This is a genomic window from Dehalococcoidia bacterium (assembly GCA_003597995.1).
Taxonomy (GTDB): Bacteria; Chloroflexota; Dehalococcoidia; order Dehalococcoidales; family UBA1222; genus SURF-27.
The window spans coordinates 23,691-39,568 of sequence record QZJY01000014.1 but is presented as its reverse complement, the minus strand read 5'-3'; the positions used below and the strand labels follow the sequence as shown (position 1 = coordinate 39,568).

The 15,878-nt window shown below is 55.1% G+C and carries 15 protein-coding genes and 2 tRNA genes; 12 read left to right on the top strand and 5 right to left on the bottom strand.

Annotated features, from left to right (window positions below):
- Positions 1-1,186, bottom strand: a 1,186-nt coding sequence (locus C4542_02005) for a polysaccharide biosynthesis protein (GenBank protein RJO62846.1), incomplete at its 3' end; no start/stop codon positions are given.
- A 124-nt stretch (positions 1,187-1,310) separates the two neighbouring features.
- Here C4542_02005 and C4542_02000 point away from each other — a divergent pair.
- The 5 genes from C4542_02000 to C4542_01980 all read left to right on the top strand — a co-directional run bounded on the left by C4542_02000 (position 1,311) and on the right by C4542_01980 (position 7,341).
- Entirely contained in the window at positions 1,311-2,147 is an 837-nt protein-coding gene (locus C4542_02000; GenBank protein ID RJO62845.1) for a DUF1616 domain-containing protein, read from the top strand.
- A gap of 80 nt (positions 2,148-2,227) precedes the next feature.
- The gene (locus tag C4542_01995; protein RJO62844.1) at positions 2,228-4,003 is read left to right on the top strand and encodes a HAMP domain-containing protein; all 1,776 of its coding nucleotides are present in this window, start codon (positions 2,228-2,230) and stop codon (positions 4,001-4,003) included.
- A gap of 56 nt (positions 4,004-4,059) precedes the next feature.
- Positions 4,060-4,686, top strand: a complete 627-nt coding sequence (locus tag C4542_01990; GenBank protein RJO62843.1) for a DUF47 domain-containing protein — start codon at positions 4,060-4,062, stop codon at positions 4,684-4,686.
- Position 4,687: 1 nt separating this feature from the next.
- Positions 4,688-5,674, top strand: a complete 987-nt coding sequence (locus C4542_01985) for an anion permease (GenBank protein RJO62842.1) — start codon at positions 4,688-4,690, stop codon at positions 5,672-5,674.
- A 476-nt stretch (positions 5,675-6,150) separates the two neighbouring features.
- The gene (locus tag C4542_01980; GenBank protein RJO62841.1) at positions 6,151-7,341 is read left to right on the top strand and encodes a peptidase S8; all 1,191 of its coding nucleotides are present in this window, start codon (positions 6,151-6,153) and stop codon (positions 7,339-7,341) included.
- A 92-nt stretch (positions 7,342-7,433) separates the two neighbouring features.
- Here C4542_01980 and C4542_01975 read toward each other — a convergent pair.
- The 3 genes from C4542_01975 to C4542_01965 all read right to left on the bottom strand — a co-directional run bounded on the left by C4542_01975 (position 7,434) and on the right by C4542_01965 (position 8,469).
- Positions 7,434-7,510, bottom strand: a tRNA-Glu gene (locus C4542_01975).
- A 103-nt stretch (positions 7,511-7,613) separates the two neighbouring features.
- Positions 7,614-8,324 carry a DNA-binding response regulator gene (locus C4542_01970; protein ID RJO62840.1) on the bottom strand — a complete coding sequence of 237 codons (711 nt, stop codon included), beginning with the start codon at positions 8,322-8,324 and terminating at the stop codon, positions 7,614-7,616.
- 71 nt (positions 8,325-8,395) lie between these two features.
- A tRNA-Gln gene (locus C4542_01965) sits at positions 8,396-8,469 on the bottom strand.
- Positions 8,470-8,616: 147 nt separating this feature from the next.
- Between C4542_01965 and rnc the strand changes: the two genes are divergently transcribed.
- From rnc to C4542_01945, 4 genes are all read left to right on the top strand, one after another.
- Positions 8,617-9,315, top strand: coding sequence for a ribonuclease III (gene rnc, locus C4542_01960; protein RJO62839.1), 699 nt, complete (start codon positions 8,617-8,619; stop codon positions 9,313-9,315).
- 201 nt (positions 9,316-9,516) lie between these two features.
- Complete coding sequence (locus C4542_01955) at positions 9,517-9,801, top strand: acylphosphatase (protein RJO62838.1); 285 nt, start codon at positions 9,517-9,519, stop codon at positions 9,799-9,801.
- A 122-nt stretch (positions 9,802-9,923) separates the two neighbouring features.
- A complete protein-coding gene (locus C4542_01950; protein ID RJO62837.1) occupies positions 9,924-10,286 on the top strand; it encodes a hypothetical protein in 363 nt (120 codons plus the stop codon).
- Between the two features lie 24 nt (positions 10,287-10,310).
- Positions 10,311-11,396 carry a PAS domain-containing sensor histidine kinase gene (locus C4542_01945; GenBank protein RJO62836.1) on the top strand — a complete coding sequence of 362 codons (1,086 nt, stop codon included), beginning with the start codon at positions 10,311-10,313 and terminating at the stop codon, positions 11,394-11,396.
- 97 nt (positions 11,397-11,493) lie between these two features.
- Here the strand turns inward: C4542_01945 and C4542_01940 are convergent, their stop codons facing one another.
- On the bottom strand, positions 11,494-12,225 hold the full coding sequence (locus C4542_01940) for a hypothetical protein (GenBank protein RJO62835.1): 732 nt from the start codon (positions 12,223-12,225) through the stop codon (positions 11,494-11,496).
- 334 nt (positions 12,226-12,559) lie between these two features.
- On the opposite strand from C4542_01940, the gene thiL reads away from it, so the two are divergent.
- Genes thiL through C4542_01925 form a run of 3 tightly spaced genes read left to right on the top strand, consistent with a single transcriptional unit; the run spans position 12,560 to position 15,878 of the window.
- Complete coding sequence (gene thiL, locus C4542_01935; protein RJO62834.1) at positions 12,560-13,561, top strand: thiamine-phosphate kinase; 1,002 nt, start codon at positions 12,560-12,562, stop codon at positions 13,559-13,561.
- A complete protein-coding gene (tsaE, locus tag C4542_01930; GenBank protein RJO62833.1) occupies positions 13,500-14,042 on the top strand; it encodes a tRNA (adenosine(37)-N6)-threonylcarbamoyltransferase complex ATPase subunit type 1 TsaE in 543 nt (180 codons plus the stop codon). Before thiL ends, tsaE begins: the two co-directional genes overlap by 62 nt.
- On the top strand, positions 14,043-15,878 hold the full coding sequence (locus C4542_01925; GenBank protein ID RJO62832.1) for a nucleoside-diphosphate kinase: 1,836 nt from the start codon (positions 14,043-14,045) through the stop codon (positions 15,876-15,878). It begins immediately after the preceding gene.

The window sequence follows — 15,878 nt, the reverse complement described above, 5'->3', positions numbered from 1 at the left end:
CCACCCCGAGCGTCACCACGGCGATGACCCCGTTCATTACGTTGAGAGTCCGCAGCCTCTTCTGCACCCGCAGTATGGAGAAATAGACCTGGTTTACGCTCATGGGTATCAGCGAGATGGACAGCAGTTGCAGCAGCCGCGTGGAATGCCCGGCGTATTCCACTCCGAAAACGCGCAGTAATGGGGCGGAGAAAAACAGCAAGGCGATTACCACGGGCGTCAGGATGGCAAATGCGAGCTTGAGACTGCGGCGGACGTTATGCAGCAACTCTTCTTCGTCATGGCAGCCCTCGGCGAAGAGCGAGGTTGAGATGGACGAAGGCACCATCGATACGGCTCCCATAACCTGCCAGGCTATGAAGAAGAATGCATTAGCCTCGGCCCCCAGCCTGCCGAGCAGCATGATGGGTAGAATCTGCCCGGGAAGCACCGCCAGCAGGGAGGCTCCGTTGTTCACCAGCGAGTAGCGCACCATCTCACCCCTGCCGTGCCAGTCGAGGTTGGGAGAGGGCAGGAAACCGTGGACGAGGCGGGGCAGAAACAAAAACAGGCCCAGGAGGAGGGATATGCTGAGCGCCGACCCCCACGAGGTGAATATGCCGTACGCCTGTGCCGTTGCGGCGAAGGTTATTAACATGATGAGTTTAAGAACATTCATGGAGAGGCCGCGCCCCATGGCGAAACCGGCGCGGCGGCGGGCGATAAAAACTCCGTCCGCCACCGTTACTATAGCGGTGAAAGCGGTAAAAAGTGTGAACACTATAAAACGGCCTGCATCCTGCCGGAAAGGGGCCAGGCCGGGCGACCACAGTCCGGTGCCTAGCAGAAAAATGACGGCCAGAAGTGCGCCGGTGATAAAAATTAGCGAGAGGCTGAAATTGATGAGCCGTGCTGCCTGTTTATCATCTCCGGGAAGAAAGCGGATGATGCCCACACCCAACCCGAGATGGGACAAACTGCCCAGCAATCCCAGAGCGGCGATGGCCGCCGACATTGTGCCTACGTCACCGGGGGAGTAAAAGCGGGCGGCAACCGCCCAGAAGACAAACCCGAGAACTGCTCCCAGCCCGTTGCCCGCTATCAGGTAGAAGGCATTGGAATACAGCGGGATGCGCCAGAAATGCCATAGCGGTCGAACTTCGCTGGTTTGCGGGTTGTCGGCGGGGGGATTCTCGATTTCTTTCATACAGTAAGAATTTAATCTTCCGGTGCTACTTTAGCGCGTTCAAGCTTAACATTCAAGCAGATTACCCGGTCGTGGTTTTTCTTACTCTGAGCGGTACATGCTATAATGGCGACGGGGTGCGCTTTTGAGACTGAAATACAACCTCGACCTGGCACTGGCGGCCTTATTAAGTCTGCTGCTCATCCCGGCGGTGATGTTCACCGATTCACTAGCAGCGCGTGTGACGCTGGGAGTGCCTTTCATGCTGTTTATCCCTGGATACGCCCTCGTGACGGCCTTTTTCCCGGACGGGACGCGCCTCAGCGCCGCCGAGCGTATCGCCTATAGCATCGCACTGTCTATCGCGCTGGTAATGCTCGACGGCCTGCTGCTAAGTTACGTCTGGAGAATCGACGTTTACCCGCTGCTCATTTCTCTGGAAAGCCTGACGCTCGCAGTCCTGGCCATCGCCTGGCGGCGCCGCCGCGACCTCCCTGAAGGCGAGAGAATGAACCTCAACCGTATGGAGCCGCGGCGCGCGACCCCGATGATAGATAAATTCCTCGTGGGAGTGCTGGTGCTGGCAATTGTCGCCGCCGGAGCGATAGTGGTCAACGCGGGCATCAATAACACCCAGCCCTACTCGGAGTTCTACCTGCTGGGGGCGGCGGGCAAGGCCGCGGACTACTCGCAGAACATGGCGGTGGGGCAGCGAGGCCAGCTCACCCTCGTATTAACCAACCACGAAAAGCTGGACGTTGCGTACACCATCAGAATCGTCCAGGAAGACGGACACGCCTTCATAGACGGTAATGAGCAAAACGAGACCAGTTTCATCCTGACGAACGGGCAGAAACAGAGCTATACGATCACTTTCAGTTTTGATGCCGCCGGCGCCGGCCAGAAGCTGGAGTTCGACCTTTATAAGGGCAATGATACGGAGATTTATCTGAGGACATATCTTAGGGTTGACGTAAGCTAGGTTTTTTATGGAGCTGTCAGCAACTTCCGTGATACAGAAACCCATTCCAGAAATACCATACTACCCTGTGACACTGCGCGGTGCGGTCCACAAGCTGGAAGGATAGCGTGCGCAGCCTGCAGTGGCGTCTCATCATCCCCCTGGCTCTCCTGGTGACTGTCTGCCTGGGAACCCTCGGGACTTACCTGGCCTATTCCTCCCGTAATGACGAGGTGCAGAACCTGGAGCAGCGGCTGGCACAGGAGGCGCGCCTGGTTTCTCACTCCGTTGCGCCTCTTCTGTGGGACAGAACCGGCGTGGACAGCCTCGTGAAAAGCCTTGGCCGGGGAACCGACATCCGCCTTACCGTTATCGCCCCGGACGGTGCGGTGCTGGGGGACTCAATTGAGGACCCGGACACCCTAGAAAACCACCTGGACCGTCCGGAGGTGCGTGCAGCCCTTTCCACCGGCTATGGCCAGAGTATTCGCTTTAGCAGCACTCGCCATCAGGATATGCTCTACGTGGCGGTCGCCATCACTGGAGACGGAGGACAGACTACCGGGGTCTCCCGTGTAGCTCTCCCCCTTACTACCGTGCAAAAAATAACCGCTCGCCTCGCTGGCATTATCGCGTTTGCCGTAGGAGTGGCTATCGTTGTTGCCGTGGCGGGTATATGGGTCGTAGGCCGTCTTGTGACGCATCCGGTCATACAGCTTACGCGCGAGGTGCGACGGGTGAGCGCTGGCGAGGTAGGCCGAACAGTACCAGTCCCCTGGAATGGAGAGATAGGCGATCTGGGGCGCGCCTATAACGAGATGTCTCTTAAACTTGCCGCTACCCTCTCTCAGCTCAAAGAAGAGCGAGGAGAGCTGGAAACTATAATGGCGCAGATGACAGATGGAGTACTTCTGGCTAATGCTGCTGGCGATACCATGATAACGAACCAGTCCGCAGCTCGACTATTCGGATTTGAGAAGTCCACCAGTATTGGCAAACCCGTCACCGCCATCGTGCCGGAGGCTGCGGTTGAGAAGGTTCTTACCGACTGCTTGCGCACCGGGCGCGACAAAAGCGCCCAGTTTGATTCCCTCTCCGGAAGATACTTGCGGGTGATTGCCGTACCCATAACCTATGGTGTTAACCAGGGCGCTTTACTCCTGTTTCAGGACCTTACCGAGCTCAAGGACCTGCAGACCATGCGCAGAGAGCTAGTCGGCAATATCTCCCACGAGTTCCGCACCCCTCTGGCGGGCATCCGGGCGCTTGTGGAGACACTGGAGGAAGGCGCTCTCGGGGAGCCCGCCGTGGCGCGTGATTTTCTGGGGAAAATCCGTGCGGAGGTGGAGCGCCTTACACAGCTTGTGACTGAACTCACCGAGCTCTCCCGCATTGAGAGCGGGCGCACCACCCTGGAGCGGGCTCCGCTACAGCTGAACGGTCTTATCACGGAGGCCATTGAGCAACTTGCCCCCCTGGCTACCAGGCAGTCGCTTACTATAGTGAAGCGTTTTATGCCGGATTTGCCGGAAGTATCCGCCGACCGGGAGCGCCTGAGCCAGGTGCTGGTGAACCTTCTACATAACGCCATCAAGTTCACCCCGCATGGCGGACAAATCACTGTCAGCACGCGTACCGAGGCAGCACAGGTAGTAGTGAGCGTAACAGATACCGGTGTGGGAATTGAACCCGCGGTTCTTCCGCGCGTCTTCGAGCGCTTCTACAAGGCTGACAGGTCCAGAACAGGCACGGGTACAGGGATGGGCCTGGCTATTGCCAAGCATACCGTCCAGGCTCATGGAGGACGCATCTGGGCCGAAAGCGAACCGGGCAAAGGCTCAACTTTTAGCTTCAGCCTGCCGGCAATCCAAATTTAACATATCTTTAACATCCCCTTAATTCTCCCTTAAAGGCCCAGCGCTATGCTAGGGACATGAAGATAGCGTTAGTACCTCAGGAAAAACAGTTTTTCATCCTTTTCGATCGGAGCGCCCACAATCTGGTGGCCACAGCTCTGGCTTTCCAGGAATTGGTCTCTGACTGGAAAGACATCCCGCGCAAGGTGGAGGCTATCAACAACCTCGAGCATACGGGCGACAGCATTACACATGCTATTGCGACACTCCTTCACCGCAGCTTCATCACTCCCCTGGAAAGGGAGGATATCACACTTATGGCCCATACCATAGATGACGTGGTGGACTTCATCCACGCCGCCGTGGAGGCCATGTATATATATCAGGTGGAGGCTCCTACTGCTCGTGCTGGGGAGCTTGCTGCCATACTTGTCAAGGCCACGAAGGAAATAGAAATGGCCATGCCGCTGATGCACCAGAGAGCCGAAGCCCATCGGGTGCTGGAAACCTGCATTGAGATTAACCGTCTTGAAAACGAGGGGGACCGCAGTTACCGGCAGGCGCTTGCCGAGATATTCGATACCGGGCGGGACGCCACCTACATCATCAAATGGAGAGAAATATACGAGCACATGGAGAGTGCCATCGACCGCTGCGAAGACGTGGCCAATATTCTTGAGGGCATCGCCCTGAAGGCGGCCTAGCGTGACAATTTTGCTGGCGATCACAATATTGTTAGTCCTGGCGGCAGAGTTTACCAACGGCCTCACCGATGCCGCCAACGCCATCGCCACCGTGGTTGGCACACGCGTTCTTTCTCCGGCAAAGGCTGTGGCCATGGCCGCGGTTCTCAACATGGCTGGGGTGCTCGTCACCGGCACGGCCGTGGCTGCTACCGTCGGCAAGGGCATTGTGGACCCCAGTATTATCACCGTCGAGGTCGTAGCCGCGGCGATGTTGACAGTAGTGGTCTGGACCACCGCCGCCTGGAAATTCGGTATCCCTACGAGCGAAACGCACGAGCTGCTGGCGGGCCTTGCCGGAGCCGGACTCGCCGCCGCTGGACCGTCTGTTCTGCTCTGGGAGGGTTGGCGCAAGGTGCTAATCGGACTCGGTATGTCCACCATCCTGGGATTCGGGCTGGCATTTGTCATCATGATTCTCATCTACCGGCTCTTCCACCGCGCCCATCGCACTCCCACTAACCGTCTTTTTGGGCGTCTGCAGATATTCTCGGCTGGTTTCATGGCTTTCAGCCACGGCTCTAATGATGGTCAGAAGTTTATGGGCGTCTTCGCTTTGGCGCTTTTCCTGGGTGGCGTCTTGCCCACTTTCGAGGTGCCCCTGTGGGTAGTATTCCTCTGCGGCACGGTCATGGCCATCGGCACGGCGCTTGGAGGCTGGCGTATCATCAAAACTATGGGAGTAAAGATTACAAGGCTTGAGCCGGTGAACGGATTTGCCGCTGAGACCGCTGCCAGCACGGCTATACTGATTGCTTCCCACTTTGGCATCCCCCTGAGCACCACTCATACGATAGGCACGGCCATCATGGGCGTGGGTAGCACCAGGAGGCTCTCGGCGGTGAACTGGAGCGTGAGCCGTCAGATCGTGGCCACCTGGATTATCACCTTCCCAGCATGCCTGATTCTTGGTTACGTCTTTGCCTGGCTTTTCAAGCTCATTTTTTAAGTCGAGGGTCGCGAAGTTGCAGTAACGCTCTGTTAGTAATTTGCTGGCAAAAACAAGGAAAAGTGTTTGGTAGCCCACGTTGGAAGCATTCTGAACTGACGTTTGTGAAGAAGGAACTGATACCGAAAATACAGAGCGTATACTCAAGAACGATAGACAAGCGACGGCTTGAGTACTTGATATATCGTTATCGTACCAGATGCCACTTTCTGCTATCACAAGCGTGTGTTAACAAACCTTGAAGTAACAACTGGACCATCGACGCTAGACCAGATATGTTGCACTTTCTAGCGCATTGTCACATTCCTGTAGATTCTGCGGCAAGCACCGACGGTTATCTCTAAGAAGAACCCCAACCTCTGAGATGACGAGCAAGTCGAAGACGGGATAAGATTGGTATTCAAGCCTGTTCTCACCCTTGATTTTCCCCGGTTAGAGTGCCATAATTTTAGTAGAACTAACTGGGAGGTGTGGGAATGCGTACCAAAATGAAGTTGTGGCTAGTTTTTGGGCTTGTTCTGATTATGGTCTTGACCTCAACCGGCCAAGCATCTGCAGCCGGTGCTGATGGAAAATTGCAGCGGTTTATTGTCACATTCCAACAAGGTACCCCAATAAACGAGGAGGCACTTAAAGGGCTGGCGCATCGGTTCGGTGGTTCATATGATTTATTGTCCTTAATCAACGGCGCGGTGGTTGCCGTGCCACCGCATGTGCTTGCTTCATTGCGTGCTATCCCCGGGGTAGCCTCAGTAGAAGAGGATGGTCTGGTTTATGCGACAGGTTTGGGAGATAGCTCGGACCCGGAAGTGACAGCGGCATGGGGTGTTGACCGGATTGATGCCGAAAAGGCATGGGGGACGACAACAGGGGCTGGGGTCAAGGTAGGCATTATCGATACCGGCATAGATTACACACACCCCGACTTGGCTGCCGCCTATGCCGGTGGCTACGATTTTGTGAATAAAGATGCTGACCCGCTGGATGATAATGGTCACGGGACGCATGTGGCCGGGATTGTCGCCGCAGAGCAGAACGGTAGTGGTGTTGTCGGGGTAGCGTCGGGGGCTGACCTTTATGCTTTGAAAGTCCTCAATGCCAGTGGGTCCGGCTACTGGAGCGATGTTATTGCCGCTCTGCAATGGGCAGTGGCTAAAGGTATGCATGTGGCCAATATGAGCCTTGGCACCACTAGCGCGCCTAAGGCTGTCAAGACAGCCTGCGACAACGCTTATGCCGCTGGGGTATTGCTGGTGGCGGCGGCTGGGAATTCTGGCTCCGGCGCTGTCATCTATCCGGCAAGGTATAATAGCGTGATTGCGGTTGCGGCTACTGACTCGACCGACCAGCGGGCCTGGTTCTCCAACTTTGGTTCGCAAATAGAGCTGGCGGCTCCGGGCGTCAGTATTTTATCTACCTATCTGGGTAGTGGTTATGCGACGCTCTCCGGCACCTCGATGGCGACGCCGCACGTTGCCGGCAGCGCGGCCCTGGTCTTTGCTTCTGGCCGAGCCACGAATAGCGACGGCAAATATGGCTTCGCTAATGAAGTCAGAAAAATCCTCCAGCAGGCAGCGGATGACCTCGGCACGGTGGGGAAGGACAAATATTTTGGCTATGGACTGGCGGATGCCGAAGAGTCGGCTACCGGACACCAGACGACCTAGTGACTTACCCTTCAGTCAGGATAGCAGAGGGAGCTAGCTTTTGCTAGCTCCCTCTTTCTTTTTGACTATTCTGCCATATTTTTGCAAGTGTTTGGTAGCGCATACGGGATTCGAACCCGTGGTCTCGTCCTTGAGAGGGACGCGTCCTAGGCCTCTAGACGAATGCGCCAGAACCGATTTTTATTATCTCTTGAAAGAGGCGTTGAAGTCAAGCAGCAGACTCGAGCTGGAGCTATAGAAAGCGGAGCAGGCTGGCTCCGGGGGGACAATGCTTATTCGCTGGCAACTGTGGTGTCGTGGTGGATGATGTAGCCTGACTTGGGGATTGTGCGGATGAGTTGGGGACTTCCGGGGTTTTTTTCCAGTTTGCAGCGCAACCGGCTTATCCAGGTGCGCAGTAGCTGCACATCCCCCTGGTATTCCGAACCCCAGACGCGGCTGAGCATCTCTTCATAGGTCATAAAACGCCCGGCGCTCTGCACCAGCTCGGTGAGCAGGAGCCACTCGATGCGCGTGAGGTATTTTTCTTCGCCGGCCACCGTCACCACATGTTGTTTGAAATCTACTTTGACATCGCCATGGATGAAAATATCAAGCGTCTTGCGCTTATCCTGCGGTTCTATGCGCCGCCTGACAGCTTCTATTCGCGCCACAAGCTCGTCGGGGTTGAATGGTTTGGCCAGATAGTCGTCCGCGCCCAGTTTCAGGCCACGGATCTTCTCGTCATCCTCGCCACGCGCCGTGAGCATTATGACAGGAGTGGTGGCAAAGGTGCGTATCTCACGCATAGCCTCCAGTCCATCCATCTGAGGCATCATGAGGTCGAGGATCACCAGATCGGGATTTTTGGAGCGAACGTGGTCTACGGCCTGAATACCGTTGGCCGCCGTACAAACCTCATAACCAGCAGATTTGAGGCGCACGCACAAGAAATTAAGGATACGCTCGTCGTCGTCTGCTACCAGAATGCTAAAATGCTTCATATGCTGTCACGCAATAACTGGCTTATGATAATGCCGAATGGACAGGGGTGTCAATAGGCATAAAGGGGGATTGGCTGGGGAAGAAGGATTCGAACCCTCGCCGGCGGAGCCAGAGTCCGCTGTCCTACCACTAGACGATTCCCCAGCGCATCTTGCATTATAGCATCTGGGTTTAACATAGGCAATCGCCGCTTTTACTCCGGTTACTAAAAAATTTATCTGCAGAAAGCCATTTTTTAGTTCTAATGGTTGACACCCGCTTGGCAAGAGTCTATTTTATCTATCGAGAGGTATATATTTGCCGGACCTGAACAGCTTTCAATCGACCATCGGGATCTATTGGAAAAACATTTCCCTGCTTGAAGAGGCGCTGACACATAGTTCTTATGTCAACGAAAACCCCGTTGTGCCGTCTAATGAACGTATGGAGTTCCTCGGCGATGCCCTCCTTGGGCTGGTGCTGGCTAGAAAGCTATATCAAGACTACCCCGATCTGGCAGAGGGCGAGCTGACGCGCCGGCGCTCGCTGCTGGTACGGGGCAGCACGCTGGCGTCGGTAGCCAGGACCATCGGGCTGGGCGAAGTCCTCTTCATGGGCAAAGGCGAGGAAAAAAGCGGTGGACGTTCCAAAGCCACCAACCTGGCCGGCGCCATGGAAGCCCTGGCGGCTGCCGTCATGCTGGACCAGGGATGGGAGGGCGCCCGTGACTTTATTCTGCGTGTGCTGGAACCGGAAATCGAGAAGTTGCGCCGGGAGATGGACACAGATTATAAATCTGAGTTTCAGCTGGTGGCACAGTCGCGCTACAAGACAACCCCGTCCTACCGCATCATCGACACCGCCGGCCCGGACCATGACAGGCGCTTCACCGCCGAGGTGTTGATACACGAAGAAGTTATGGCTCAGGGCTGCGGCCGCAGCAAGAAGCTGGCCGAGGCTGATGCCGCCAGGCTGGCGCTGGCAAAGCTGAGCGATAGCTTTACAGATTGAATCGGGCTTTGCTAAACTAAATACCGAAATCTGAGGAGGTAGGTATGGGTAGCCACGAAATGTACCGCAAGGAAAGCAAGAAACCCAAGAAGGGCGCCAAGAAACAGGCGATCAACGAGATAGTAGCGCCCCCAGTAGTGGTTGAAGTGGTGCGCAAGAAACGCAAGGAAGCTGAACCCGAATCCTGAGGCGCTGTGTGTAATGGCTGAACCAGCCGCACTCAAAGTGATCGTCACCGGCCAGGTGCAGGGCGTCATGTTCCGCGATTACACGCGCCGGCAGGCCGAAAGGCTTAGCCTTGGCGGATATGTGCGCAACCTTCCCGGCGGCAGGACGGTGGAAATAGAAGCCGAAGGGGAGCGCGCCCAGCTGAAGGAACTCTTGAAGATGGTCAAACGCGGACCGCCCAGAGCCGTGGTGGAAAGCGTCTCACCGACATGGGGCAAATATACGGGAAGATACCAGGATTTCAGTATAACGTTCTAAACAAACAAGGGCAGACCGGTTGATTTATGCCTGCCCTTATTATATATTTAATTTGAGAGGCTCTGCGACGAACCGGGGCCGAATACGCCAGGAGGATTAAGGCTGTGGAGCCATCCAGTCGTATGCCAACAACAATATCACAGAATGTAAATAAGATGTCAGTGAAAGAGCTTCAGGCCGCCCTGAAATTTTCAGAGAGTATTCTGGGGACTATACGCGAATGCCTGCTGGTACTAGATGCCGACCTCAGAGTGGTATCCGCCAACACATTTTTCTACAAGTTGTTCTCTTTGACGCCCAGCGAGACTGAAGGCCAGCTCATCTACGAGATCAGCAAACACGAGTGGGATATACCAGCCCTGCGCCGCCTTCTTGAAGAACTCCTGCCTAAAAACACCTTTTTCGAAAACTTCGAGGTCGAGCATGAGTTCAATTCGCTGGGCCGGAGAACTCTGCTTCTCAACGCTCGCCGCATGCATAGCTAAGGGCAAAAGACACAAACGATACTCTTGGCCATCGAAGACATCACCGAACGCAAACAGATGGAACATGGTCTGGAAACCTCAGAGCTGCGTTACCGCAGGCTGTTCGAGACCGCCCAGGACGGTATACTGCTTCTTGATGCCAAAACCGCCCAGATTACCGACGTCAACCCTTTCCTCATCAACATGCTGGGATATTCCAAAGAGGAATTCCTGGGTAAAAAACTCTGGGAAATCGGAGCGGTTAAAGATATTGAGGCCAGCCGGAAAGCATTCCAAAATCTACAGGATAAAACGTATATCAGGTATGAGAATCTCCCTTTGCAGACAAAGGGTGGCAGCCGTATCGATGTGGAATTTGTCAGCAACGTCTATGGAGTGGACGGAGACACGGTAATCCAGTGCAACGTGCGGGACATCACTGAACGCAAGAAATTGGCTGACCTCAAGGACACCTTCGTCGGCATGGTGTCACACGAGTTGCGCACACCGCTCACCGTGATAATCGGTTCGCTCAAAACAGCCGTTTCCGCAGGCGTCTCGCCCGAAGAAATGCGCCAGCTGGTAAATGCCGCCACCGAAGGCGCGGAGTCATTAGCCGTCATGCTGGAAAACCTGCTGGAGATCACACGTTTCGAGGCAGGGAGGCTGGAGCTTCATGCCAGCAGCATCAAGCTTCACAACCTGGTTGAAAACGTCTTGCACCGGCTGAGAGAATCATATCCCAATCCGTTTATCAATAAGGTACCGGAAAATATTCCCGAGGTGAATGCGGACAGCACCAGACTCGAACGCATTGTATATAATCTGGCGGAGAACGCCGCCAAGTATTCTCCTAAGAACCAGGAGGTGAGCGTTTCAGCCAGGATAGAGAATTCTACCATTGCTGTCAGTGTTACCGACCGGGGTAGCGGTATGTCGGCGGAAGAAATCTGTATGATTTTTGAGCCGTTCGAACGACTCCAGCAGAAAACAGGTTCTATCAAAGGGATCGGGTTGGGATTGGTGGTCTGCAAACGCCTGGTGGAAGCTCACGGAGGCAGGATTGGTGTGCAATCGCAGGAAGGCAAAGGCTCAACTTTCACATTCACTCTGCCGCTGCATATTGGATAGAAAACTCGCGAAAAGCTGTCCGGCGACATCTGCAAGGCATATAAAAAGCGATGAGGGGTTTTACGCCCCTCATCGCTTTATGCCAAATATAACCACGCTAGACTTCCAGGTCCACTCGCGCCTCGTCAATGAGCTTTATGTAGTCCATCTTGATTCCCAGGGATTGCGAGGCTTCCACGTCAACCCTGTACGGCTCTCCCACGAAGATTTTGCCGACGGGTTCTTTCTCGCCCTTGGCCGGATCATTTTTACTGATGAACTTTTGATCGGCCTCTATTATACCCAGGTCAAAAGGCATGGTGTAAAAGAGGTCAGACAGAACTTTATCAATGCCGAGGGCGTACAGTTCTTCCCAGCCGCCTCTAGTGCCGGTGCCGTACTTGGTGGCCGGTATTAGTCCCAGCAGGTTGGCAATGGTAAGACGCCCCAGGCCACCGATCACCTTAAGCGGCGTAACACTGATGAGATAATCACTCGAAAGTATGACATTGGGCACCATGAAAGTCGGCATGACCAGCGGTTTGAGCAGCGGATTTTCTACTTCGACCAGCGTGGTGTCGCGCACGTCCAGGGTCAGTACGCGCGGAAAATCATAGCGCAAGGCCTGGTACATCGGAGCTACCGGCGCGCCCGTGGAGGTGCCCTCCAGAATAAGAATATCGGCATCGCTTATCTGCCTGATGCCCATGATTATGGATACCATCATCTCGCGGCTGGTGGTTATCGGATAGCCCACGGGGTAACCCGCCACCGGTTTGATGAGTACGCGCCTGGCCCGCGCGATGGCAGGGGGCGCTTCAAAAACAAAGTCCTCAGAATCGAATACCAACCCTAACTCCTCCCCAGAAGCTCCTTCGGCTTTTTTAAAGTCAGTCGGCGTAACGCCAGCCGATACAGGGGGCAGATCCCTTATGGAGCCTTTTCTATGACGCTTTAGCTATTTAGAAATTCCAAGTTCGAATGATGCGGTCTATCTTGGAGACCTGGGCACACCCCAGTCAAACTCCCCCTTGTACTATTCTACCATTAGAGTCAAGTAATTTATATAGGTAGGAAGTATTTTCGGCAATATTTTTTGGAATAAAAGCATTACTTCCGGTCATTCTATATAACGCTGTCACATCGTTGGAGATAGACCTCAAGAGCGTGTTATAATCCAGACGATGAAAGTATCTGAAGTCGGCGAATTCGGGCTGATCGAAATTCTGGCCAAAATGATAGAAACGAGACTGGATGTAAAGCGTCCTTCGTGGAAAAATATAGTGGCGGGTATTGGAGACGATGCTGCTGCATGGAAGAATACGGACGAGATTACGCTGGCCACCACCGACTGCCTGGTCCAGAACGTTCATTTTAAGATAGGCCAGGCGGCGTGGAGCGAACTGGGCTGGAAAGCCCTGGCTATCAACCTGAGCGACATTGCCGCTATGGGGGGCACGGCGGAATGCGCCCTGGTGACTCTGGGCCTGCCCGCCGACACCGACGTGGAAGACGTCACCGAACTGTACCGGGGTTTGATACAGCTGGGGGACCAGTTTGGAATAGCCATCGCCGGGGGTGATATCACCTCGTCGAATACCATGTTTATCAGCTTGACCGTCACCGGAAGCGCGGGCAAGCGGCTGTTGAGGCGTTCCGCAGCCAAACCCGGCGACCTGATAGGAGTTACCGGATATCTGGGAGCGGCGGCGGCAGGTCTCAGGCTCATCAGCAACGGAGCTGCCCCTACCGCTGAGGACGCTCCACTCAGACAGGCATTCCTCAGCCCCTGTCCCCGTCTGGCGGAGGGAGCTATGATACTGGCCGCAGGCGGGCGGGCTGCCATAGACATTAGCGATGGACTGGTAGCCGACCTGGGACATATCTGCCGGGCAAGCAAAGTGGGAGCGCGTATCGATGTGGAGCACATACCCGTTCATCCGGCGGCACGTAAGGCATTTCTCTCGCATGCGCTGGACATGGCGCTGGGAGGTGGCGAGGATTATGAATTGCTCTTTACGGCGAGCGCAGCGGTTATTGATAAGGTCAAGGCAAAAACCAGCCTGCCTGTGAGCGTCATCGGTGAGATAACCGCAAACTCCCCGGGAGTTGTACAGACTGTAGATGCAAAAGGCCGCCCTTATAAATTCGACAAGGCCGGGTGGGACCACTTTGGCAAAGGCTAGTCTTAAACTGATCAGCCGTAGCTCCGAAGAAACGCAGCAACTCGGCCGCATAATCGGTGAACTGGCGCGCTCGGGAGACATTCTTCTTTTGAGCGGGCCGCTCGGGGCGGGTAAAACCTGCCTGGCGCAGGGGATAGCGCAGGGACTGGGAGTGAAGGAGAACGCCGCCAGCCCCTCTTATGTATTGATGCGCGAGTTTGCCGGCAGACTGCCGCTATACCATATGGATCTTTATAGGTTGGAGTTCAAGGAGATTGCCGAGCTGGGGTTGGATGATTATCTTTACGGACATGGTGTGTGCGTCATCGAATGGGCGGAAAAAGCCGTGGCGCTCATGCCGCCGGAGCATATTGCTATCAATCTGGCTTATGCAGGGGAATCCGAGCGCAGCATAGACATACTCCCGAGCGGAACACGCTATGAGACAATGACTCGGGATCTGACAGCTGCGCTTGCCCCCCTCAAAAAGGATAATATATAGATGTATCTGGCTATCGACACATCGAGCGATATAGCCGGCTTGGCAATTATTCATGAGGGGCAAATCCTGGTGGAGATAACCTGGCAATGCGGCAGAAATCATACCGTCGAGCTGCTGCCACACCTGGAATCGCTGCTAAGGCAGTCTTCCCTGAACATCAAGGATATGAAGGGGATTATCGTTGCCAGAGGGCCGGGTAGTTTCAACGGGCTGAGAGTTGGGCTGGGAACTGCCAAAGGACTGGCCTTTAGCCTGAGTGTGCCCATAGTGGGCGTCAGCACGCTCGAAGCTGCGGCCTATCAGCACGCAGAGAGCGGCCTGCCTGTGTGCGCCATTTTTAACGCAGGAAGAGGCGAAATCACGCATGCGGTTTATCAACTGACAGATGGCAAGTGGCGCTGCCTGGCCCCCGAAAGTCTGATAACCATCAATGAACTTGGCGACCGCGTCAAGGAGCGGACCGTTTTTTGCGGCGAACCCACACAGGATATGTTAGAACAGCTAAGAACGACACTCGGAGAAAAGGTGGACATACCCCCGACCGCGGTCAGACTGAGGCGTGCGGAGTCCCTGGCTACACTGGGTGAAAAAAGGCTAACTGAAGGGCTCTACGACGATGCCGCCACGCTACAACCCATCTATTTGAGGCGGCCGCATATCAGCCAGCCCAAATCGAAAAGCGCCGGAGCCATGCCGCCGCCCATGGATTGCAAACGCATCGCTGTCATCTGGGATATGGACGGTACCATAGTAAATACGGCGGCACAGCATTTCGAAGCATGGCAAGCCGTATTCAGGAGTCGCGGCGTGGTTTTCAGCCGCGAGGATTTCAAAAAGGGTTTCGGTTTACGCAACGACGACATTATCCGGGACGTGCTGGGCCAGCAGACATCTCAAGAAGAGATAGATTCCATCAGCCGCGAGAAAACAGAGTTTTTCCGCGAGGCCGTGCGCTGCGAGGGCGTCGGCCCCATGCCCGGAGCCATGGCGCTGCTTGAGGCGCTTCATAGGAGTAACATACCAATGGCAGTAGCCTCCTCGGCGCCCCGTCAGAATACCAACACTTTCCTCAAGATGCTGGGAATAGAAAGCCTTTTCGAGGCCGTCGTCAGCGGGGAGGAAGTAGTGAATGGGAAGCCTAACCCTCAGATCTTTCTGCTGGCCGCCGAGAAGCTGAACATAGAACCCCGCTGCTGTGCTGTCATCGAGGATGCCGTGGGAGGTGTAGCGGCGGCTCGCGCCGCTGGCATGCGCTCGGTGGGGGTGGCTGCCAACCATCCCAAGGAGAGCCTCAAACTGGCCGACGTGGTGGTGGACTCACTGGCGGAACTAACCGTCTCAGACATTGAAAAGCTTATCCAAACCTGTGATACTGGCAGGCTGAAATATAATGGAGGTCATAAAATGGAACGTTCACTGGTGCTGGTAAAACCGGATGCGGTTGAAAGGGGATTCAGCGGGGCTATCATCGGGCGGCTGGAAAGCGCAGGGCTTACGCTGGTAGCCCTCAAAATGCTGCGCATGGACCGGGCTTTGGCTGAGCGCCACTACGCCCCTCACAAGGAAAAGCCTTTTTTCAAAGAGCTGATAAGTTTTATCACCTCCGGCCCCATCGTGGCCGCCGTATTCGAGGGCGATGATGCCATACGCACCATCCGGGCGGTAATGGGAGCGACGGATCCGGCCAGAGCTGAATCAGGCAGCCTCCGCAAAGACTTCGGAATAAACATCGAGCGCAATGCGGTGCACGGCTCCGATTCGGTCAAGACGGCCGAGCACGAGGTGAAACTATTCTTCAAGGACTCGGAGATACTGAGCTACGAGCGCAAGCAGTAG

Bases quoted from the DNA above. Each gene is read 5' to 3' on its own strand.
- C4542_01990 (RJO62843.1), top strand. From the start codon at position 4,060: ATGAAGATAGCGTTAGTACCTCAGGAAAAACAGTTTTTCATCCTTTTC.
- C4542_01980 (RJO62841.1), top strand. From the start codon at position 6,151: ATGCGTACCAAAATGAAGTTGTGGCTAGTTTTTGGGCTTGTTCTGATT.
- C4542_01970 (RJO62840.1), bottom strand. From the start codon at position 8,324: ATGAAGCATTTTAGCATTCTGGTAGCAGACGACGACGAGCGTATCCTT.
- C4542_01955 (RJO62838.1), top strand. From the start codon at position 9,517: ATGGCTGAACCAGCCGCACTCAAAGTGATCGTCACCGGCCAGGTGCAG.
- C4542_01950 (RJO62837.1), top strand. From the start codon at position 9,924: ATGCCAACAACAATATCACAGAATGTAAATAAGATGTCAGTGAAAGAG.
- thiL (RJO62834.1), top strand. From the start codon at position 12,560: ATGAAAGTATCTGAAGTCGGCGAATTCGGGCTGATCGAAATTCTGGCC.
- tsaE (RJO62833.1), top strand. From the start codon at position 13,500: ATGCAAAAGGCCGCCCTTATAAATTCGACAAGGCCGGGTGGGACCACT.
- C4542_01925 (RJO62832.1), top strand. From the start codon at position 14,043: ATGTATCTGGCTATCGACACATCGAGCGATATAGCCGGCTTGGCAATT.